Source organism: Maribacter dokdonensis DSW-8, from assembly GCF_001447995.1.
In the GTDB taxonomy this organism is placed as follows: Bacteria; Bacteroidota; Bacteroidia; order Flavobacteriales; family Flavobacteriaceae; genus Maribacter; species Maribacter dokdonensis.
In genome coordinates, this window is sequence record NZ_LDPE01000004.1 from 85,920 (window position 1) to 109,038 (window position 23,119).

Here is a 23,119-nt window from a genome sequence, read left to right on the forward strand (position 1 = left end):
TGTATATAATTTATCCGTTAAGTTTTATGAATCCCCCGTCAATAGGGAAATCCGTTCCAGTTATAAAAGAAGCTTCGTCTGAACAAAGGTAAAGGGCTAGGTCAGCAACTTCTTGAGGTTTGCCCATTCTGCCAATTGGCTGTGTGGCAGAAAGGTTTTTGAACATTTCTTCTTCTTGTCCCGGGTAATTGGCTTTAATGAACCCGTCAACAAAAGGAGTGTGTATTCTAGCCGGTGAAATACAATTGCAACGAATACCGTCTTTAATATAATCTTTGGCTATGGAATAGGTCATGGTCAATATTGCTCCTTTGCTCATAGAATAGGCAAAACGGTCATTTAAACCTACGCTAGAAGCTATAGATGCCATATTAATGATGACTCCCCCATGTTTCTTCATAGTGGGAATAAGAGCATACATGCAGTTATACGGGCCTTTAACATTGACATCATAAACGCGATCTAAATCTGTTTCGGCAGTTTTTTCAATATTACCTACATGGGCTATACCTGCATTATTAATTAAAATATGAATATCATGTTTTGAAGCAATTTCATTGATTACCTCAACTACCTGCTTTTGATCAACAACATTGCAGTTATATGCTGTAGCTGATCCACCTTGTTCTTTAATTAAGTTTACAGTGTTTTGGGCATGGTCTGCATTTAATTCCAAAATATGAACGTTTGCTCCTTGCGCAGCAAAAGTTGTAGAAATTGCTTGACCAATACCACTACCACCACCGGTTATTATAGCGTTTTTACCTTTTAGGTTAAACTTCATGTTTCTATCGTTTATTTGTTCTGTAATTCTTCTTTCCAAAATGCCCCATCAGGAAAAGTATAGGTGTCCAATGACTCTTCTTTCATGGTAATACTATAGCCTGGTAGTTTTGGGGGCATGTATGCTCCGTCCTTAATAACCACAGGGTCATAAAAATGTTCGTGCAAATGATCAACAAATTCTATAATTCTATTTTCCATACTACCGCTTATAGCTATAAAGTCTATCATGGATAGGTGTTGCACGTACTCACAAAGCCCTACACCACCTGCATGCGGGCAAACAGGGATGTTGAATTTAGCGGCCATTAACAATATGGCCAAAATTTCGTTTACGCCACCAACCCTACAGCTATCAATTTGGCAAATGCCAATGGCACCGGCCTGCATTAGTTGCTTAAAGATTACTCTATTTTGACAATGTTCACCTGTTGCAACTTCAATGGGTTTAACTGCTTTGGCAATTTTAGCATGACCTAAGATATCATCGGGACTAGTTGGTTCTTCAATCCACCACGGGTTGAATTTTTTAAGCGATTCCATGTTGGTGATCGCTTCGTCAACATCCCATTTTTGGTTGGCATCCATCATGAGTTTTAGATCGTCTCCAATTTCTTCACGAATAATTGCGGCACGTCTCATATCATCCTTTAGGTCAGAACCAACTTTAATTTTCATATGCTTAAAGCCACTCTCTTTAGCTTCTTTGCAAAGACGTCTCATTTTATCATCGGAATACCCTAACCAACCTGCCGATGTAGTATATGCAGGGTAGCCTTTGTCTTTCAGAAAAGCAATACGTTCTTGTTTGGTAGCTTCATTTTTACTTAAAAGTTCAAGAGCTTCTTTAGGAGTAATGGCATCCGTAATGTAAGTGAAATCTATACATGAGACCAATTCAGCGGGAGTCATATCTGCCAATAATTTCCAAAGCGGTTTCTTCTCTACCTTGGCATATAGATCCCAAACGGCATTTACAATAGCGCCAGTGGCTAAGTGAATAACCCCTTTTTCAGGACCCAACCATCTCAATTGGCTGTCACCGGTAATCATTTTCCAAAAAGCGCCCATATTCGAGGTAAAGCTTTCCAAAGATTTACCAATGACTAAATGAGAAAGAGATGTTATGGCCTGGGTGCAAAGTTCATTACCTCTACCTATAGTAAAAGTTAATCCGTGACCTTCATGGCCATCAGGTGCATTAGTCTTTAATATAACGTATGCAGCACTATAATCTGGATCAGGATTCATGGCATCTGATCCGTCTAAAGACTTACTTGTAGGAAAGCGAATGTCCCTAGAGATGACGTCAGTAATTATAATTGAATTTGACATTGATTTTGTTTTATTCAAAAATAGGAGAGTAGATGACCTAAAACCACCACATAAAATACCAAATCTGATACTTTTTTTGCATTTGGTTTAAAAATGTTTTCGATGTTGGCTTAAAAATGAAGAAGGAGATTCGTCTTTTATGATTTTGAACTGACGATTAAAATTAGAAATGTTTCCAAATCCACACGCATATGCAATTGATGTAATACTCTCTTTGTTTTCAAGTAGCATTTTGCAAGCAAAGCCAATTCTAATTTCATTCAAGAATCTGGTAAACGGTTTTCTGTGAATTGTCTTAAAAAATCTACTGAAGGATGATGCGTTCATACTAACCAACAGAGCTACATCTTTAGAGCTTATTTGGGTATGAAAATTTTGATATACATATTCATAAATAATATTCAACCTTTTATTTTCTGATTTATGAAATGTATTTATAAAACCATTACTTGATAAAAGCGTATAGTTTTGCTGTTGCTCTAATTTGCATAATAATTCAATTATTCTCGTAATTTTAAGTGCAGGTTCAAGACTATGTAGATTTATTAATTCATTTTTTATGTTATCCTTAATATGGTTGAATTTTATTCCCTGTGCCGCTTTCTTCAATAATTGAGCAACAGGTTGCATTTCTGGCAGGGATAAAAATTCTTGACCAACGAAGTTATCTTTAAAATGAACGGAAACAGCTTGTGCGGTAAGTGAGGAGTTTTTTTCAAAATATACCTCGTCATTTAACCACATATGCGGAACGTTCTTACCTATTAAAACAACCTCACCGGCTTCAAATTTTTCTATGCTATCTCCAACAAATCTAGTACCGGTACTTTTAATAATAAATACCAATTCTAGCTCTTCATGAAAATGCCACACCTTCAAAAAATTCTTGTAATTATTTTGAGATACGGTAATAGAGGTATTGGCAACACTAGAGCGATCTAGCAGATGAAGTTTCATATCATGTAATTTATTACAAAATACGAACTATTTTAAAATGTATAAAAAATATATGATTTGTAGTGCTTATATTATATAGAGGAATAGGGTTTTATTGAATTTTGAAGAGGAAAAAGACAAATAAAACCATATCTTCTACATATGAAATCATTTCGTTCATGGTATTATACTAAACTTTATCACTTTTATTGTTCATGAATATTCTCCCGAAAATAGCTTTTTATAAACATACATTTATGCTTAAGGTCTTTAGAAAAATATGTTTGAAACCAGTAAGGATAACAAAGCCACTTTTGGTGATTTTTGGGTTGTTCTTTTCCTTTACAGTAGAGGCACAGGAAAACTTCTATTTTGATCATATTGGTACAGATGATGGTCTTTCGCAAAGTGATGTGAATTGTATATATCAAGATTCCTATGGCTTCATGTGGTTTGGTACACACGATGGATTAAATAGATATGATGGATATTCTTTCTCCGTTTTTAAACCTGATCAAAAAAGCACGAACATAAACAGTAACCTTATTTACGCCATGACTGGTGATGATAATGGAAATCTGTGGATTGGTAGTACCGGTGATGGTCTATTTTATTATGATAAAAAGAAAGAAACTTTTAGGCAGTTTAAATATAATAAAGAAGACGACCATAGTATTTCTAGTAATTACATAACACGTCTATATATTGATAGCAAAAATAGACTGTGGATAGCCACTAAGGAAGATGTCAACATGGTTGACCTCTCGGTATCTGTGGATAGTGTAAAGTTTGAAAAGTTCAAGTTTGTAATCAAGGACACCGATGAGCGACAAGATGGTAGTGTAATCAATTCTATATATGAAAATTCTGATGGCGAGATACTTTTGGGCGGTCATTTAGGTATATATCAGCTAAAACTAGATGCTGGCGGTAAATCTTATTTTAAACTGATTAGTGATGAAATCGGTTTTGGTACAGAATCGGTAGGTGTAATAGCACAAGACAGATATAACAAATATATTGTTGGTACAGGGCAGGGGTTGTTTGTCCAAAATAATGATAAGGATCAAAAATTTATAAAAATCAGAGAAGGAAACTTTACGTCTTTAGCTTTTGATGATATGAACCACATTTGGGCCGGTACTGATAACGGGCTGTTGTACTTTGATAATTCTTCTAGCTTAAAGCAACCCCAGTTAATAAAAACCTTCAGCTATAAGCCAGAAGATAAAAATAGCATTAGCAAAAATATTATTACCTCTTTGTTCATAGATAGAACAGGTATTTTATGGGTAGGTACCAATGGTGGCGGAGTAAACAAGTTTGATCCAAACAGAAAAAAGTTTAAACACGTAAAGCGCAATTTAAAAGAGAACAGTCTTAGTTATGATAAAATAAGATCAATTTTTGAAGATAGTAACGGTACATTTTGGGTAGGTACAGAGGGTGGTGGTTTAAATAAAGGTGAATCTGATAAAGAGAAATATGCCGCATTTACTTCAACTAATGAATTAAGAAAAGTTTTTGCCCTTGAAGAGATTACCATAAAAAATAGAAAATTTCTTTTGGCGGGCGGTCAAAGTCATCCGTACTTGTTTAAAATAGATATTACAAATCCTAAAAACTACACTCCTAAAATTACTAAACTAGAAGGTATTCACAGAAGTGTATTCAGTCTCTTGAACGATTCTCAAGATAATTTATGGATAGGTACTTATTCAGGCGGTTTATACCGCTGGATTAAAGACGTGGATGGAAATTATTCAAAGCAGAATTTTAAGGAAAATACCAATGATGTTAACTCCTTGGCCAACAATATTGTAAGAAATATTTATGAAGATAGTAAGGGGAATATGTGGATCGCAACGGGCGATGGACTTAGTCAGCTAACAATTACCGAAAAATATAAAGAGGATCCAAAATTCAAGAATTACAAAAAGGATGAAGAGGATCCAAATTCATTAAGCCACAATTATATTTTATCACTTTTTGAAAATAGAAAAGGAGAGCTTTGGATAGGTACATTTGGTGGTGGATTAAATAAACTTATACCAGGGGAAAATGGTGAAGAAGCGACGTTCAAAAACTATAGTATAGCCCAAGGTTTGCCTAATAATGTAATAAAGGCAATTTTAGAAGATGAACAAGGTCATTTATGGGTTTCTACCAATAAAGGACTGTCCATGTTTGATACTGAACAAGAAATCTTTAAGAATTTTGATGTTTCGGACGGCTTGCAGGATAGTGAGTTTCAAGAATTGGCCTCTTTAAAAAGAAAGGATGGTGAATTGGTTTTTGGCGGCATCAACGGTTTTAACGCATTTTATCCAAGGGAAATAAATGATAACAAAACAGCACCGGAAACGGTAGTTACCAAACTATCTATTTTCAACGAAGAGGTAGCTGTAGGCGAAGAAATAAACGGTAGGGTTTTATTAGAAGAAAATATATCCGAGGTAAAGGATATTACTTTAGATTATAGCGAGAATAGCTTTTCATTTGAATTTTCTTCCTTACATTTTTCTGCACCAATAAAGAACCAATACGCATATAAGTTAGAAGGTTTTGATAATGATTGGGTATATGCAAGTTCGGACAAAAGGTTTGCTACTTATACTAACATTGAACCTGGTAATTATACCTTAAAGGTAAAATCATCCAATAACGATGGCCTTTGGGATAATACACCGTACACCTTACAATTAACTGTTAGACCGCCTATTTACAGAACTACGGTGGCATATATTATTTATGGCCTTTTACTATTGCTTCTTTTGGCCGGTTTATGGAGGTTTACCATAATTAGTAATACCAAAAAACATCAACTGGAACTGGAACACTTGGAGAAAGAGAAAAACGATGAACTGCAAACTTTAAAGCTTGATTTTTTCACCAATATTTCGCACGAGTTCAAGACCCCGCTTACTTTGATCAAAGCTCCTTTAGAGTATTTGTTAAGCAGTAAGGAAGAAATTGGGGCATCTAATCTGAAAGAGCAATATCAATTAATGCATAAGAACACCAACTACCTTTTAAGGTTGGTGAACCAATTGTTAGATTTTAGAAAGATCAACCAAGGTAAGATGTCACTTGTTGTTAGGCATACGGATATTGTATTTTTTATAAAGGAAGTGGCGGAGCCCTTTCAGTTATTGGCATTTAAAAAATCGGTCAAGTTCAACATTGTCTCAAGTCAAGAACATTTTAAAACTTGGTTCGATCATAATGCATTGGAAAAGGTGATAAACAATCTTCTGTCCAACGCCTTCAAATTTACTCCTGAGGGTGGTGAGATCATAGTAGAAATCGATATTGACAAAAATGGACCTACAGAAAAAGAAAATGTTATCATTAAAGTAAAGGATAACGGACTGGGTATTTCAGATGTTAAGAAGAATATCATTTTTGAGAAGTATTATACGGAGAAAGAGAACGAAAAAGTAAACTCCAAAGGTGTTGGTATAGGTCTTGCGTTTACCAAAAGTTTGGTAGAGTTGCACTTAGGCAGTATTTCCGTTGAAAATAATGAAGGTGGAGGGTCTTGTTTTACAGTGACCTTACCAACGGATAAACAAGCATACGAAAATGCGGAAGATATCAGCTGTAAAGAAATAACGGATAACGATTATTTGGTAAGATCTTCTGAGGCCGAGTCCTTGGCAATAGATTTGAATGATGAACTAGAAGATTACAATTTATCTAAGGTTAGATCTAAAAACCCCGTATTGCTTATTGTAGATGATAATCCAGATATCATACAGTTCATAAAACAGGTCATGGGTAAAACCTACACGGTCTTTGAAGCCAATAATGGTGAACGTGGTATGGAGATAGCTAAAAAAGTGTTGCCCAATATTATAATCACGGATGTAGTTATGCCGGTTATGGGCGGTATTGAGTTCTGTGAAATGATAAAAACAACCAATATTACCAGTCATATTCCGGTAATAATGTTGACTGCCAAGACTTCGCAAGAGAGTGAGATAGAAGGTTTATCACACGGAGCAGATGCCTATTTAAAGAAACCGTTCAATGTACAGGTATTAGAGCTTAAAGTAGCCAATATTCTTAAAGATAGGGAAGAGTTGCGTAAAAGATTCAAGAAAGAAATTACGTTACAGCCTAAAGAAGTTACCGTAACCTCATTAGATGAAAAGTTTTTGCAGCAAGCGGTTGAAACGGTAGAGAAACATATGATGAATACTGATTTTAATGTAGAGATGTTGGTAAAGGAAATGGGGCATAGTAGAAGTAATCTTTACCTAAAGTTCAAGGAGCTTACCGGTTTGTCTTCAAGTGAGTTCATAAGGAATATTCGATTAAAACGAGCCATTCAACTTCTGGACAATAGTGATTTTTCCGTAAAGGAAATTATGTTCAGAACGGGGTTCAATACCGCCTCCTATTTTTCTAAATGTTTTAAAAAAGAATTTGGTGTAGTACCTAGTGAATACATTAAGAAAACAAAAGTGGAACAAGATTAATTCGCCTTTAACCAAATATGAAACTCGGTAACAACCTATTTTTTAAATTTTCTGTATTGGTATTGATATTCAGTTCTTGTAAGGATAGGAATACGGTTGATGAGAAAAAAGCGAACGATTTTGAACGACCTAATGTTATTTTTATAATCACAGATGATCAAGGCTATGGAGACGTAGGTTTTCATGGTAATACAATTATAAAAACGCCCAATATTGATGCTTTAGCGGCGAAGTCTACCGAGTTGACTAACTTTCATGTAGGTACAACCTGTGCGCCCTCTAGGGCGGGATTAATGACAGGTAGAAATAGTAATAGAAACAATGCTTGGCATACCATTGGGGGCTGCTCTATTTTAAATGAAGAGGAGCAAACCATGTCAGAGGTTTTTCAAGAAAATGGGTATGCAACTGCAATGTTCGGCAAATGGCATTTAGGGGATAATTACCCGTTTAGACCGCATGATCGAGGTTTTGATAACGCATTATATCACGGCGGCGGTGGTGTAGGACAAACTCCGGATTTTTGGAATAATGATTATTTTGATGATACTTATTTTAGAAACGGTATTCCAGAAAAGTTTAAAGGTTATTGTACAGATGTTTGGTTCAATGAAACTATAAAATATATTGAAGATCAAGCGGATAAACCTTTTTTTGCATATTTAGCTTTAAATGCGCCTCATGGTCCATTTAACGTACCGCAAGAGTATTTAGATATGTATGCAGATGCAAATCTTACCGATACCCAAAAACGGTTTTATGGTATGATCAGTAATGTGGATGATAACATAGGTAAGCTTTTAAAATATCTAGAAACATCTGGAAAGCTGGAAAATACAATTTTAGTATTTACGACGGATAATGGCACTGCTGCCGGCATTGGTAAAAAAAATGGATTGACTACGGGTTATAATGCAAATCTCAGAGGAACCAAAAGTAGCCCGTATGAGGGTGGTCATAGGGTGCCGTTCTTAATTCATTGGCCCAAGGGAAATATAACTTCAAAGAACCAAAAGAAAAGTAACGATTTGGTGGCACATGTAGACATCTTGCCCACTTTTGCCGCGTTATGCAAATTAGAATATACACCTAAGAACTATTTAGATGGTACCGACGTCTCCCAAGTATTCCAATCAAATACAAAATTGGAAGATCGTATGTTAGTGGTAGATACCCAACGTTTACAATGGCCCAAAAAAGATAGAAATAGTTGTGTAATGCAAGGAGCGTGGCGCTTGGTAAATGGTGATGAACTCTATAATATAGAAACTGACATAAGTCAAACAGAGAACCTTAGTGATAAGTTTCCTGAGCGGGTAAAAAATATGCAGGCATTTTATGATGAATGGTGGAAAAGTACGGAGGCGGATATGCATTATGCAAGCATTCCTTTAAACACGCCAAACAATGAAAACGTGTTGCTTACCGTTCATGATTTACATTCAGAGGATCCAATACCGTGGAATCAAGATTTGATACGGAAGGGTGAGCAACAGCCAAAGGGGTATTATTTAATAAAAATTACAGAACCGGGAAACTATCAATTCGATTTGTACCGATATCCACCAGAATCTAACTTCGCTATAAACGACACTGTAAAAGAAATAGCCTCTAAACCCAATTGGAACGGACTAGCAAAAGGTATAGGGATAAAGGTAGTTGGTGGTCAAATTAAATTAAATGACCTTGTTTTTAAGCAAGACGGAAATGCATCGGAAAGTCATGTCTCCGTTACCGGTAGGTTAGAGAACGGAACGTATAGGTTGGCTGCCAGTTTTATTACTCCAGATACATCAGAATTCCCAGCATTTTATGTAAATATTACCAAATTATGAAAAAGCGTTTACTTATATTATTAGGGGTCATAAGTTGTTTTATTGCATGTAAAGAACAAGAGAAAACACAGAAGAAAGAAAAACCGAATTTCATTTTTTTATTTGCTGATGATTACACATATGATGCTATATACGCTTTAGGCAATGCAGAAATAAAAACGCCTAATTTGGATCGTTTGGTCACAACGGGAACCACGTTTACCCATGCTTACAATATGGGCGCGTGGAATGGTGCTGTATGTGTAGCTTCAAGATCAATGATAATATCTGGCTTAAGTGTTTGGGATGCACAAAAGAAGTATGAAGCCTGGAAGAAAGACCAAGACTTGGAACATACTTGGGGGCAATATATGAAAGCTGCGGGTTACGAAACCTATATGGGAGGCAAATGGCATGTTACCGCCAAGACTCAGAAAGTATTTGACTATGTAAAAAATGAAAGACCAGGTATGCCCAAAGATCGGTGGGACCATGCTGCTATGGTAAAAACTTTTGCAGAGTTGCCTAAAGATATCAATCCGGCAACGGTGATGCCTTTGGGATACAATAGACCAAAGGATGAAAAGGATACCTTGTGGAATCCTGCAGACCCAACACATGGTGGTTATTGGGAGGGCGGTACACATTGGAGCGAGGTCGTTAAAAACGATGCAGTTGCGTTTTTAGATGAGACCAAAGACCGAGAGAAGCCTGTTTTTATGTATTTGGCTTTTAATGCGCCACACGACCCTAGGCAAGCACCTCAAGAATTTTTGGACATGTATCCTTTAGAGCAAATTTCGCTTCCAAAAAATTGGCAAGAAGTTTACCCAGATAGAGTAGGTATAGATAATGATTACCAATTGAGAGATGAGGCTTTGGCCCCATTTCCAAGAACAGCCTATGCCACCAAAAAACACATTCAAGAATATTATGCATTAATTACGCATTTAGACCAACAACTTGGGGAAATTTGGAAAAAAGTAGAAGAAACTTTAGATCCTAAGAATACATATATAGTTTTTACTGCCGATCACGGTTTGGCCATAGGCAAACATGGGCTAATAGGCAAGCAAAGTTTGTTCGATCATAGTATACGTGCACCTTTTATAATTTGCGGACCGGATATACCTAAAGACAAAAAGGTAAATACTGACATCTATATTCAAGATGCTATGGCCACTGCGCTAGATTTAGCAGGGGCGCCAGCAAAAGAAAAGGTGTTCTTTAATAGCATATTACCACTGGTTAAGGGCACACAAAAAAGTAGTAATTACCCGTCAATTTATGGGTCATATGTTAATTCGCAGCGAATGATCAGAAAAGATGGATTTAAATTGTTGGTATACCCAAAGTTGAACAAACTATTACTTTTTAGCATGGAAGAAGACCCAGATGAAATGAAGGATTTAGCAACCAAAACAGAATATAAAGCAAAGGTGGAAGAGCTTTTTGGAGAATTGCAACAGTTACAAATGAAGATGAAAGATTCGTTAGATTTATCAGCCACTTACGCCAAGTTTAAATCAAAAATATAACGCTAGATGTTGAAGTTTAATTGGAGATATGGGTGCATAGTTCTACTGGCAGTATTATTATTTGCTTGTAAAGGAAAGGTAGAGGAGAAACGATTTACGTTGATATCTGAAAAGCAATCTAATATAGATTTCAATAATAAGATTTGGGAGACAGAAGAAATGCATTATTTCTCATTTCCTTATTTATACATTGGTGCAGGTGTTGGGGTAGGAGATTTTAACAATGATGGCTTGGAAGATATTTTCTTTTCGGGTAACCTAGTGCCTTCCAAGCTCTATTTGAATAAAGGGGGCTTTATTTTTGAAGATATTACAGAGGTGGCCGGGATTACTGGTGATTCGTGGGACAATGGAGTTTCTATTGTTGACATTAATCAAGATGGATGGTTGGATATTTATGTTTCCGTTGGTGGATTCACCACTGAAAACAAAAGAAAAAACAAGCTGTATGTTAACAATGGGGATGCTACCTTTACTGAGCAAGCAACTGATTATGGCATTGCCGACAGTGGTTTTTCTACGCAAGCGGCCTTTTTAGATTATGATAAGGATGGTGACTTGGATCTGTACTTGTTAACACATGCCAAGGAGAATACAGATCAAGTAGAAAAGCTTTATACCTTAAAAGATGGGTCGGGTCCCAGTACTGATAAATTATATAGAAATAACGGTATTGGTCCAGACGGTCATCCCGTTTTTAAAAATGTATCGGCAAGTGCAGGTATTTTAACAGAAGGATATGGTCTTGGAGTAGCCGTTGCCGACATCAATAAAGATGGATGGCCCGATATTTATGTGGCCAACGATTTTTTAGCTAGTGATCTATTGTACATCAACAATCAAGATGGTACGTTTTCAGATCAATTGTCATCTTATTTTAGTCATACCGCCCGTAATAGTATGGGAATAGAAATGGCTGATTTTACGAATAATGGATTGCTTGATATTTTTGTTTTGGATATGCTTCCCGAGTCAAATGAGCGCCAAAAAACCATGACGGCAAACATGAATCCACAACACTTTAAAGAAACTATAAAAAAAGGATTTCAGCCACAGTTTATTCGTAATGTGTTGCAATTGAACAGAGGTGAGGGTACTGATGGTAAGCCAATATATAGCGAAGTTGGTCGCTTGGCAGGTTTGCATGAAACCGATTGGAGTTGGGCTCCCTTGGCAGCGGATTTTGATAATGATGGATCTAAAGATTTATATATTACGAATGGTTTCAGAAGAAATATAACCGACCATGATTTTCAAGATTATTCTAGTCAGCAACATATTTTTCAAAAGGGAACGGGTAAAATGCGCGAAGCAAAGGTTGTGAAGCGAATTTTAGACTTAGATAGTATATACTTGCCCAACTACATGTTTAAAAATGAGGGCGAATTAAAATTTGAAAATAAAGTGAAAGATTGGGGCTTTGACAAGGCTTCTTTAAGTAACGGTGCAGCCTATGCCGATTTTGACAATGATGGTGATTTGGATTTGGTGGTTAATAACATCAATGCCCCTGCATTTTTATATCGTAACAATTCAAATAATAACCATTACCTACAATTAGACGTAATAGGTAAAGAAAATAATAAGAATGCATATGGTGCACAAGTAGGATTGCATTTTAAAGATGGTACAGTGGCGTATCAAGAAAAAAATCCGGTTAAGGGATACATGTCTAGTTCTCAGCAAAAATTACATTTTGGCTTGTCAAAGAATAAAGAGTTGCAAAAAGTATCTATTACATGGCCAGATGGAATTTCAGGTGAATTTTCTCCGGAACGTTTAGATACTATTTATCGCATTGATTCATCAACAATAGAATTGGTTAACGCAAAAGAAAAAAATATGGGTTCTACCTTATTGACATCTTTCATGTTAAACCATACCCACGTAGAAAACAGGGGAAACGATTTTATCCATGAGCCCCTACTTTTACATCAGTTCGATTATAATGGCCCTTCAACTGCCGTTGCGGATTGTAACGGAGACGGTTTAGACGATATTTTTATTGGTGGTAGCCGGGGTAATTCAGGACAATTATTGTTTCAACAAAATGATGGTACTTTCATCGCTAAGCCTTTAGCCGAACAGCCTATTTATGAAGATGGAGGAGCATTGTTCTTTGATGCCGATACAGATGGCGACTTGGATCTTTATATAGTAAGTGGAGGCAGTGCGGTAAAATACTTTGATAAAGGGCATTATCAAGACAGGTTGTACTTAAATGATGGAAAGGGCAATTTTAAATATAACCCCGATGCATTACCACCAATCTTGGCAAGTGGTTCTTGTGCAGTGGCCACTGATTTTGATGGGGATGGTGATTTGGATTTGTTTGTAGGTGGTAGGGTTACACCAGGGAGTTTTCCAATTGCCCCAAAAAGTTATTTATTACGTAATGATGCGGGTACATTTACAGATGTAACCTTACAATGGGCGCCAGAACTATCGGAAATCGGTATGGTTACCTCAGCAATTTTTACTGATGTAGATAATGATGCTGAAATGGATTTGTTAGTGGTAGGTGAGTTTATGTCTATTACATTTTTTAAAAAGAAAGATGGAAAATTAATAAAAACTCCAATTTCACCTTCCATTGATTCTGCTAAAGGTTGGTGGAATAGTATCGTTGGGGGCGATTTCGATAATGATGGCGATACCGACTATGTCGTAGGTAACCTGGGCAACAACCATGCTTACAAAGTCACCAAGGAAAAACCGCTACGTATTTATGCGAATGATTTTGATAGTAATGGCAGTGTTGATGCCATAGCTACAAGATTTATCCGTGATAAAGAAGTAAGTATAGCACCTAGAAATTTATTAGCTACACAGTTAAATAGTGTAAAAGGGGTGTTTAGAAGTTATAAGGAATTTGCAGAATCTAGTACTCAAGATTTATTGCGGGTGTTAGACACTACTTCTATGCAAATTTTGGAAGCCAACGAATTTACCTCAATGTATCTGGAAAATACAGGAGATGGTAAGTTAGAACCTATTCAACTGCCGTTGGTTGCTCAATTTTCTACAGTACAGGGTATGCAAGTTGCCGATGTTAATTTTGATGGAAATTTAGATTTGTTAGCGGTAGGTAATCTATATCATACAGAGGTGATTTCTGGGTATATAGATGGTGGTAATGGATTGGTTCTGTTAGGTGATGGCAAAGGAGGTTTTAGAGAATTACCATATAGGGAAAGTGGTTTTTACGCGCCCGGTGACACCAAAAGTTTAGTTCAGTATCAAAATAGTGATCAGCAACCCCAATTTGTGGTTACGGTAAATAATGGAGGAACTAAAGGATTTAAATATCAGAATGCTAAGATAGATTCAATAATTTCTTGGCCAAAAGGCACTACTACGGCTGTCCTAGAGTTGCAGAATGGAAAAATTAGAAAAGTAGAAAGATATTGGGGTAGTGGCTACCTGTCACAACCAGCACAGTATATTTTAAAATCAGATGCAATTCACACTGTTGAATTTAAATAATAGTGAATACACCATAAGTAAAGTAAACAGCTACTCAATATTTAGAAATGTCTAATAACCTGTTTTTAGAGTGTATGGTTGACATGCTTTCAGACTCACATTGAAAGATATTCAGAAAACGATTGGTCTTGCAAAGAAGACGTATTTAATGATGAATGGTAATATTGTTATATAATGATTTATTAGAGAATTAAGTGCTACAAAACAATTTGAAAAGTAAGTATTAGATAGTGGTCAATTAAAATACAATTGCCCTACCTTTTTTTAATTGGTCCCGTTGAATTATCATTTTTATAACCTCAAATAGATCGTAATTCCACTTAACGTAAGAAAGGTTTCAAAAGGTTACTGCATATCAGTCTTAAAACGAGTTGTTTAATCATTTGTTTCATTGATAAAAACAATTGTTGCATTATCCTTAAGCACTTGGGAATACATTTGATGATATAAAATAATAAAGAATACAAAATTATGGGATTAACAAAAGCAATGAAATTATTCGACAGCTGGGTGCCATTGATTTTAATGGTCATTGGTCTTTTAATGTCGAGTAACCAATATGTCCTGGCTCAAGATGGAACAGTTTCGGGAACAGTAATCGATGGTTCGGGTATGCCACTTGCTGGAGCATCGGTTTTGGAAAAGGGTACTACAAATGGTACACAAACCGACTTTGATGGTAACTATTCTATTGGGAATGTAAGTGATGGAATTTTAGTTTTTAGTTACATTGGTTTTAAATCTAAGGAGGTCGCTATTTCTGGGCAATCCATTATTGATGTAGTGCTGGAGGAGGATGCAAGTCAATTGGATGAGGTGGTTGTAATTGGATACGGAACACAAAAGAAAAGTGATCTTACAGGAGCTGTTTCGCAAGTGGCATCCAAAGATATTGATAAATACACCTATAGCGATGCCTCTCAGGCATTACAGGGTCGTATGGCGGGGGTCAGTGTTCAAACTCAAGGTGGTTCCCCTGGGGCAAGTGCAGTTATAGCCATTAGAGGTACGGGTACGATGTCAGATGCAGGACCGTTATATGTAATCGACGGTATGTTGACCGGAGGGATGGAGTCGCTTAACCCATCGGATATTGAATCGATATCGGTTCTTAAAGATGCTTCTGCAAGTGCCATTTACGGTTCAAGGGCCGCTAACGGTGTTGTAATCATCACAACTAAAAAAGGTAAACGAGGCGGACTTTCCGTAGATTTTGATACAAGTTATGGATTTCAAAGTGTAATCAATACTCTTGATTGGGCCGATGCAAGTCAATATGCCGAAATATCAAATAGGTCAGACGACAATGACGGTTCAGCAAGAAAGCCTGCTAACGATACTGAATTTGACCCCTCATATTCAAGTGACCTGTATAAGGAATCGCTGAGGTCCGCAGCCGTTCAAAATACCAATATAAGATTGGCAGGCGGTGGGGAGAATACGCTGTTCAGCTTTTCGATGAACTATTTTGACCAAGATGGTATTGTTAAATATTCCGATTTTAAAAGATATACGGCAAGGGCTAATGGAAGTTTTACCAAAAACAAGTTTAAATTAGAAACAACCTTAGGACTAACACGAACCGTAAACAATCCGAACCCTTATTTTAACAAAGAGCGAAATATTTTGCCCACTATAAGATTGAAGGATTCCAATGGTGACTGGAGCTCATCGGATTTGGAGGAAAGAGGAATTGATGCTTCTCCTGGTTCGTTCTATGGCCAATCGTCAATCTATAATGAGTTAGGGATGGCCGCTTTGGAAGATCGTACGGTTACCAGAAATACTTTTTTAGGAAACTTGTCTCCTTCTTATGAGATTATCGATGGTCTTACTTACAAGTTGAATTTAGGTCTGGAATACTACAACAACAATAATTACACCTTTACCCCAAACCATCCCGTTTTTTTAGCAACAGGGGTGTCAAGTGGTATGGCTGAATTGAATGAAACCAACATAACGTACCAATCATGGTTATTGGAAAATACCTTGAACTACCAAAAAGTATTTGGAAATCATTCTATCAATCTACTTGGTGGGTACACCGAGCAGGAGACCAATTCAAGGTCTTTAGGGGTAATTGCCAGGGGCTTTCCTTCCAATGATATTAGGGTGGCGTCCGCTGCTTTGGAAATCCAGAATGTACCTTCTGAGGATATCACTTCCACCATTCAATCATATTTTGGTAGGTTAAACTATGTGTTCGATGACCGTTACCTTCTTACGGCCACGGTTCGTAGAGATGGGTCCTCTTTGTTTACTGATGATTTGCGATGGGGAACTTTTCCTTCTATGGCCTTGGGCTGGAACGTAAGCAACGAGAAATTTATGGAAGACAATTCCTTGATCTCCGATTTAAAGTTACGGGTCAGTTATGGAGAAATAGGTTCAAACAATGTTTCTGCCTACGCGATCGATCCATCATTGAACTTATTTAGCGAGTACATTTTGGGTGAAGCGCAGACCAGGGTTACGGGTTATTCCATCACACAAGGGGTAAATCAAAACATTACCTGGGAAACCACAAAGACCACTGATATTGGTGCCGAACTGGGTATTTTGGACAATAGGTTGAGGTTTACAATGGACTATTTTATTAAAAAATCTGAAGATGTATTGGTGGGTCTTAGACTACCCTTATACACCGGGTTTGGTAATGAGGTTCCCTTTAATACAGCCAGTGTAGAGAATAAGGGTTTTGAATTTTTAGCCGACTATAAAGAGCAGTTGTCCGATGATTTTGTATTAGGGGTTTCTGCCAATTTCTCATTGCTTAATAATGAGGTAACCGCATTGGGCGATGCTTCCCCGATCATTCAAGGGTCGTTTACATCCAATACAATTAACAGTACCAGAACCGACGTTGGTCAACCTATATCTTCTTTTTATGGGTATATCGTGGACGGAATCTACCAAACGGATGCCGAGGCTGCTGCTGCCAACGATCAAGTTGGTAATCCAAGTGCCGGAGATTTTAAGTTTAAAGATTTAGATGGCGATGGTGATATAGACGATGATGATCGTACCTATATAGGAAACCCTACGCCAGACCTTGAATATGGATTTAACCTAACGGCTGAATACAAAAAGTTTGACCTTAACCTCTTTTTCAACGGTGTTGCGGGCAATGAAATTCTAAACGGAACAAAGTATAGAGGCTATTTTGACTTGGAAGGTAACTATTTTGCAGACGCCTTAAATGCTTGGTCACCAACTAATACTTCTACTAATATACCTAAGAATACCAGAGCAGATTTAGGGTTCAATAGAAGGATGTCTACTTTTTACCTAGAGCCTGGTGATTATTTCAGGCTTCGCAATGCCCAGTTGGGTTATTCGTTCAGCGATGCACTACTTGAAAAAATGAAAATCAAAAAAATGAGATTGTATGTATCGGCAACTAATCTGTTTACCATTACCAATTATACTGGTTATTATCCAGAGGTAGGAAGAAACAGTAGGGGAGCTACAGGAAACAACAGTATTTTCAATTCAGGGGTAGACGAAGGTACATATCCAACACCAAGGGAGTTTAGACTAGGATTACAAGTATCATTTTAAACAAAAAAAAGTTAAGCTATGTACACAATAAAAATATCAAAAAGGGTATTGATCGTCTTTATCGGGATGTTGTTCTACACGATTAGCTGTAGTGATGACATTCTTGATCAGACCAACCCGAATGTAATTACCCCAAATTCATTTTGGAATACCGAGGAGGATGCAGAAAAGGGAATCATCGGTGCATATAGTCCATTTACCAATATTTGGTACTATACTAGATTTGAGATTTTCACATCAGATTATAGAGATGATGTCGTAAACGGGTTCAATACTTCAGAACGTACCGCTGTAGGTTATTTCAGTGGTACATCAGAAAGTAATGCCACATTTTGGGTGTGGAGTTCTATGTACCAATGCGTTACTAGGGCAAACGAGGTGTTGTTCAATGTTCCTAACATAGAAATGGATGCCGATTACAAAGACAATATTTTAGGTGAAGCCTATTTTATCAGGGCATTCAACTATTTCAATTTGGTCAATAACTGGTTAAATGTTCCATTGATTACAACGCCAATTTCTGAAATTGAGCAACCGAATCTTATAGAGCAGGCAGATCCTGCAGAAGTTTGGACCTTAATTGAATCTGATTTGAAGAATGCGCAAGCGTTATTGCCAGATTCTTGGTCAGCTGACGATGTTGGAAGGGTAACCAGTGGTGCGGCAACAGGAATGTTGGGAAAAGTTTTCTTGTATCAAGAGAAATACGCCGAGGCAAAGGCAGAATTTGAAAAGGTTATGGATGGACGCTACCAATTGGCAGAGGATTATACGCATAATTTTACTGAGGCTTATGAGAATAATGTGGAATCCTTATTCGAAATTCAGTTGATTTCTGATGGAAATTCCGGGTGGGGCGCTGATGCTCCGGGAGTTGGGAAAGGAGCTGCTTTCCAACCCGATTTGGCTCCTAAAGGTTTTACCAATCAAGATGGAATGCGAATCAACGAATGGGTTTTAGATTTGTACAATGATGAAACTACGGTCAACGGAGAAATGGATCCTAGGGCTTTCGCGACCTTGTTTTTTAACTCAAATGATTCAACAGAATATAGAGGTAGGTATTTAAAATCAAGAACTTATGGTAATAAAACCTACGCCGAAGCCTTATCTGAAGATGGTACCGATATTTTTGCCAATAAATATTTGGATTGGGAATATAACGGTTTTACAGAATCTCAGCAGCTAGGCTGGTACGGATCGGGAAACAATGTTAGAATTCTAAGATATGCAGATATTCTACTCATGTTCGCAGAGGCAGAGTTTATGCTCAACGGTTCTTCTCAAGCCGCGTTAGATGCCATAAACCAAGTTAGGGAAAGGGCTGATATGCCCCCGCATGCAAGTATTGCCATGCAAGATATTGAAGATGAAAGGGTAAAAGAATTGTCTCTTGAACGTACTCGATATTTTGACCTTTTACGCTGGGACAGAGTTGTTGAACGAATCGTAAATAATCCTGAGTTAAAATCGGAAAGTGCTGGTACTAGTGCCTATAAAGCTGGTAGAGAGTATATTGCAATCCCACAAAATGAGATTGACGGTAACCCAAATTTTAAACAAAATCCGGGGTATTAAAGAGAGTTTAGAAATGGCGGCCAAGGGTCGCCATTTCTATTATTAACCTTAAACTTCCCGTATATTATATATTTATCATTAAAAAATAAAAGCTCAATACATATCAGAATGAAAAAAGTCTTTAAAATTTTAATGTTTGCATTGGTGCTTTCATCTTTGGCTTGTAACGAAAAATCGACAGATGCTATAGAAGAAAAAAAACAGCCAAATATCATTTTCATTATGGCAGATGACCATACTACCCAAGGTTTGGGCGTTTATGGTAGCAGGTTGGCATCATTGAACCCAACGCCAACATTGGATAAATTGGCAAATGAGGGCATGTTGATGGAAAATGTGTTTGTAAACAATTCTATTTGCGTACCAAGTAGGGCGGCCATTATATCAGGACAAAGAGCACAGACCAACGGTGTGCTAGATTTGGAAGGTGCCTTGCCACCAGCGAAGCAATACCTGCCAAAAGAGATGAAAAAATTAGGTTACCAAACGGCAATTATAGGTAAGTGGCATTTGCATGATGAACCTGCGGAATTTGACTATTACAAGGTGCTACCGGTACAAGGCAAATATTTTAATCCTGATTTTAGAGTTCGTGGAGAGCAGGAATGGCCAAACAATGTAGTACAGACAGAAGGGCATTCTACAGACGTTATTACGGACAATACTATTGAATGGTTAGATAAAGGAAGAGATAAGTCCAAACCTTTCTTTTTAATGCACCATTACAAAGCACCACATGACGATTTTGAAAATGCCCCACGTTACAATGATTATCTGGCAGATACCTTTATTCCGGAACCAGAGAGTTTATATGATAATAAGAACAACGGTTCGGTAGCAACTAGGGGATTAAACGATTCCTTAACGCGCATTATTGGTTCATCGGTCTCTAGACGTAATTTAATTCGTAATCAGGCCATGAATATTTATACAGATAGCTCTATTTATAAACAATATAGAGATCAAAATACTATTGGGATAGATGAGCATAAAAAATGGCAGTTGACACCAGAGGAAAAAGAAATCACCTCAAAGGTGTATCAAGATTACTTAAAGCGCTATTTGCGTTGCGTAAAGGGTGTAGATGATAATGTAAAAAGACTGATTCATTATTTGGAGGAAAATAATCTGTTAGAGAATACAATTATTGTGTACACCGGTGATCAAGGTTTTATGTTGGGCGAACATGATTATATAGACAAAAGATGGATGTACGATGAATCTATGCGTATGCCATTCTTTGTTCGTTATCCTGAAAAAATTAAAGCTGGTTCGCGCTCAAATGCTATGGTAAATAATACTGATTTTGCTCCTACTCTTATTGAAATGGCAGGTGGGTCTGCGCCAGATTACATGCAAGGGAGAAGTTTTAAAACTATTTTAGAAACAGGGGAAGAACCGGCAGATTGGCCGCAATCTACTTATTATCGGTATTGGATGCATTTGGCACACAGACACCAGAATCCGGCACATTTTGGGCTTAGGACTAAAGATTATAAGTTGATATTTTTTTACGGCAGGTATTGGGTAGATACGGACGACCCCAACGCTGAATATAATAAAGCTAGCTGGGGTAATGATTTTAGCAATAAAACACCGGTAGCGTGGGAGTTCTATGATTTAAAGAACGACCCAAAGGAAATGAACAATACTTATAATGACCAAAACTATACAGAGGTTATTGCTGAATTAAAAGAAGAGTTGATAAAGGTTAGGGAAGAATTAAATGAAACCGATAAAAATTACCCACATATACAAAAGGTAATTGATGCCCATTGGAATGATTGATAACCATAGTTCTATAAATAGGAAAAGCCAACTTGTTAAAGTTGGCTTTTTTGTTAAAGCTATGACAGACTGCTAGTAAATTGATTGATAGTTTTTAAAATGGTTTTACGTAGCGTTTATTATTTTTCTAGTTGAAATATTTGTTCTAAAGCTATCCACTTTTCACCTTTCTTTGCCCATGGAAGTTCTTGTTGAAAACCCCACATCAGTTCTTCCCATTCTTGAACCTTTGGGTTTTCCGCATCCATTTTAGACTTCTTATCGGGATCAAAAGAAGCATCGACTTCCATAATCATGAACATTCTATTACCTGTAAGGTAGATTTGCATATCTATGATACCGGCATCTTTAATGCTCTTTGTAATTTCTGGCCATGCATTGCCTTCTGCATGGTACTTTTTGTACTCTGCAATTAATTCTGGGTTATCTTTTAAATCGCAAGCAAAACAAAGACGTTTATTGAAACTCATAAAATGGATTAATTAGTTGGTATGATATTTTTTATAAACTGTTCTTCCGTAAAAGGCAACTACACCAAGACAAATAAGTGATAGCACAAATGAAAATCTCATTTCTGTAACTCCAAAAATAGTAATGTCCTCATATCCAACACCACCTAAATCTAGCATATAACCCTGTAAAAAGGGGAGTAGTGCTCCTCCAACAATAGCCATGACCAAAAATGCAGCTCCAAATTTGGCATCTTCACCTTGGCCTTCTAAAGCAATACCGTAAATGGTGGGGAACATAATTGACATGAACAATGAGGTTGCCACTAATGAATATATACCTAACATACCCGGTAAAAAAATTGCGCCCAGCAGGGTTAGCATTCCACCTAATCCAAAAAGCATTAATAATTTTCCAGAGTCTATTTTAGCCATGAGGGCAGTACCTATGGTTCTACCTACTAGAAAAACAATGTAGCCGGCTAAACCGTACCAAACAGCGGATTTTGCATCAATGGCAAGTGTTTCGGCGTATTGGTACACATAGGTCCAACACATAATCTGGGCACCTACATAAAAAGCCTGGGTGACCACACCAAAAGCAAACTTTGGTTGTTTCCATAATCGTTTTATAGAATCCTTAAATACCACCTTCGCCTCTTGATGTTTGTTTTGTGGCATCTTAACCACGCTGATCAATACAAAAAAGATTAAAACTACAAGTCCTAAGAGTACATATGGATTTCTAATAATTTCCAGGTCAGATGTTCTAATAACGGCTTTGGCACTTTCGTTCAATGTGTCAAAAATAGGAACACCATCTGCTGTTGTGTCATCAGATTGTAATGCGCCCAATACAAAGTTTTGAGCAACCAATAGTCCTAAAATAGAACCCATTGGGTTGAACATTTGGGCAAAATTCAAACGTCTGGTGGCCGTTTCTTCTGCACCCATAGAAAGAATGTACGGGTTAGATGTAGTTTCTAAAAACGCTAACCCAAAAGTTAGTACATACAATGCCGATAAAAAGAAAGGGTAGCTTTCATAGGCAGCTGCCGGATAAAATAGCAATGCGCCTATGGCATATAATGCCAAGCCTAATAAAACCCCTTTTTTATAAGAGTATTTATTTACGAATAAAGCAGCCGGAATAGCCATGGTAAAATATCCACCATAAAATGCTAACTGTACCAAAGATGCTTGCTTGTTGGATAATTCCAGTACTTTTTGAAAACCGCGTACCATGGGGTTTGTCATATCATTTGCCAAGCCCCACAAAGCAAACAGCGAAGTAATCAATATAAATGGCACCAATACTGATTTGGCAACAACAGGTATTTTTTCAGATGTGTTCATAAGGATTGGTC

12 protein-coding genes are annotated in these 23,119 nt (G+C 37.1%); 7 read left to right on the forward strand and 5 right to left on the reverse strand.

Features of this window, described 5'->3' with window-relative positions; translation table 11 throughout:
* Nucleotides 1–10: 10 nt before the first annotated feature.
* From I600_RS15230 to I600_RS15240, 3 genes are all read right to left on the reverse strand, one after another.
* Nucleotides 11–784, reverse strand: a complete 774-nt coding sequence (locus I600_RS15230) for an SDR family NAD(P)-dependent oxidoreductase (RefSeq protein WP_058105517.1) — start codon at nt 782–784, stop codon at nt 11–13.
* 11 nt (nt 785–795) lie between these two features.
* Nucleotides 796–2,118: an L-fuconate dehydratase gene (locus tag I600_RS15235; protein WP_058105416.1), complete on the reverse strand. Its 1,323-nt coding sequence runs from the start codon at nt 2,116–2,118 to the stop codon at nt 796–798.
* Nucleotides 2,119–2,205: 87 nt separating this feature from the next.
* Nucleotides 2,206–3,075: an AraC family transcriptional regulator gene (locus I600_RS15240; RefSeq protein WP_058105417.1), complete on the reverse strand. Its 870-nt coding sequence runs from the start codon at nt 3,073–3,075 to the stop codon at nt 2,206–2,208.
* Between the two features lie 236 nt (nt 3,076–3,311).
* On the opposite strand from I600_RS15240, the gene I600_RS15245 reads away from it, so the two are divergent.
* The 7 genes from I600_RS15245 to I600_RS15275 all read left to right on the forward strand — a co-directional run bounded on the left by I600_RS15245 (nt 3,312) and on the right by I600_RS15275 (nt 21,303).
* Nucleotides 3,312–7,538 carry a hybrid sensor histidine kinase/response regulator transcription factor gene (locus tag I600_RS15245; RefSeq protein ID WP_058105418.1) on the forward strand — a complete coding sequence of 1,409 codons (4,227 nt, stop codon included), beginning with the start codon at nt 3,312–3,314 and terminating at the stop codon, nt 7,536–7,538.
* A gap of 17 nt (nt 7,539–7,555) precedes the next feature.
* Nucleotides 7,556–9,373: an arylsulfatase gene (locus I600_RS15250; RefSeq protein WP_058105419.1), complete on the forward strand. Its 1,818-nt coding sequence runs from the start codon at nt 7,556–7,558 to the stop codon at nt 9,371–9,373.
* Nucleotides 9,370–10,890, forward strand: coding sequence for a sulfatase-like hydrolase/transferase (locus I600_RS15255; protein ID WP_058105420.1), 1,521 nt, complete (start codon nt 9,370–9,372; stop codon nt 10,888–10,890). The genes I600_RS15250 and I600_RS15255 overlap by 4 nt, the downstream gene beginning before the upstream one ends.
* A gap of 6 nt (nt 10,891–10,896) precedes the next feature.
* The gene (locus tag I600_RS15260) at nt 10,897–14,376 is read left to right on the forward strand and encodes a VCBS repeat-containing protein (RefSeq protein ID WP_058105421.1); all 3,480 of its coding nucleotides are present in this window, start codon (nt 10,897–10,899) and stop codon (nt 14,374–14,376) included.
* Between the two features lie 471 nt (nt 14,377–14,847).
* Nucleotides 14,848–17,937, forward strand: coding sequence for a SusC/RagA family TonB-linked outer membrane protein (locus I600_RS15265; protein ID WP_058105422.1), 3,090 nt, complete (start codon nt 14,848–14,850; stop codon nt 17,935–17,937).
* An 18-nt stretch (nt 17,938–17,955) separates the two neighbouring features.
* Complete coding sequence (locus tag I600_RS15270) at nt 17,956–19,515, forward strand: RagB/SusD family nutrient uptake outer membrane protein (protein ID WP_058105423.1); 1,560 nt, start codon at nt 17,956–17,958, stop codon at nt 19,513–19,515.
* A 108-nt stretch (nt 19,516–19,623) separates the two neighbouring features.
* A complete protein-coding gene (locus tag I600_RS15275) occupies nt 19,624–21,303 on the forward strand; it encodes a sulfatase family protein (RefSeq protein WP_058105424.1) in 1,680 nt (559 codons plus the stop codon).
* 119 nt (nt 21,304–21,422) lie between these two features.
* Here I600_RS15275 and I600_RS15280 read toward each other — a convergent pair whose 3' ends face one another.
* Both I600_RS15280 and fucP read right to left on the reverse strand, forming a co-directional pair.
* On the reverse strand, nt 21,423–21,773 hold the full coding sequence (locus I600_RS15280) for an L-rhamnose mutarotase (RefSeq protein ID WP_058105425.1): 351 nt from the start codon (nt 21,771–21,773) through the stop codon (nt 21,423–21,425).
* A gap of 12 nt (nt 21,774–21,785) precedes the next feature.
* The gene (gene fucP, locus I600_RS15285) at nt 21,786–23,108 is read right to left on the reverse strand and encodes an L-fucose:H+ symporter permease (RefSeq protein ID WP_058105426.1); all 1,323 of its coding nucleotides are present in this window, start codon (nt 23,106–23,108) and stop codon (nt 21,786–21,788) included.
* Nucleotides 23,109–23,119 lie beyond the last annotated feature (11 nt).

What these genes read in the sequence shown, in the direction of transcription:
- I600_RS15230 (WP_058105517.1), bottom strand. Translation starts at nt 784, where the DNA reads ATGAAGTTTAACCTAAAAGGTAAAAACGCTATAATAACCGGTGGTGGT.
- I600_RS15235 (WP_058105416.1), bottom strand. Translation starts at nt 2,118, where the DNA reads ATGTCAAATTCAATTATAATTACTGACGTCATCTCTAGGGACATTCGC.
- I600_RS15240 (WP_058105417.1), bottom strand. Translation starts at nt 3,075, where the DNA reads ATGAAACTTCATCTGCTAGATCGCTCTAGTGTTGCCAATACCTCTATT.
- I600_RS15245 (WP_058105418.1), top strand. Translation starts at nt 3,312, where the DNA reads ATGCTTAAGGTCTTTAGAAAAATATGTTTGAAACCAGTAAGGATAACA.
- I600_RS15250 (WP_058105419.1), top strand. Translation starts at nt 7,556, where the DNA reads ATGAAACTCGGTAACAACCTATTTTTTAAATTTTCTGTATTGGTATTG.
- I600_RS15255 (WP_058105420.1), top strand. Translation starts at nt 9,370, where the DNA reads ATGAAAAAGCGTTTACTTATATTATTAGGGGTCATAAGTTGTTTTATT.
- I600_RS15260 (WP_058105421.1), top strand. Translation starts at nt 10,897, where the DNA reads ATGTTGAAGTTTAATTGGAGATATGGGTGCATAGTTCTACTGGCAGTA.
- I600_RS15265 (WP_058105422.1), top strand. Translation starts at nt 14,848, where the DNA reads ATGGGATTAACAAAAGCAATGAAATTATTCGACAGCTGGGTGCCATTG.
- I600_RS15270 (WP_058105423.1), top strand. Translation starts at nt 17,956, where the DNA reads ATGTACACAATAAAAATATCAAAAAGGGTATTGATCGTCTTTATCGGG.
- I600_RS15275 (WP_058105424.1), top strand. Translation starts at nt 19,624, where the DNA reads ATGAAAAAAGTCTTTAAAATTTTAATGTTTGCATTGGTGCTTTCATCT.
- I600_RS15280 (WP_058105425.1), bottom strand. Translation starts at nt 21,773, where the DNA reads ATGAGTTTCAATAAACGTCTTTGTTTTGCTTGCGATTTAAAAGATAAC.
- fucP (WP_058105426.1), bottom strand. Translation starts at nt 23,108, where the DNA reads ATGAACACATCTGAAAAAATACCTGTTGTTGCCAAATCAGTATTGGTG.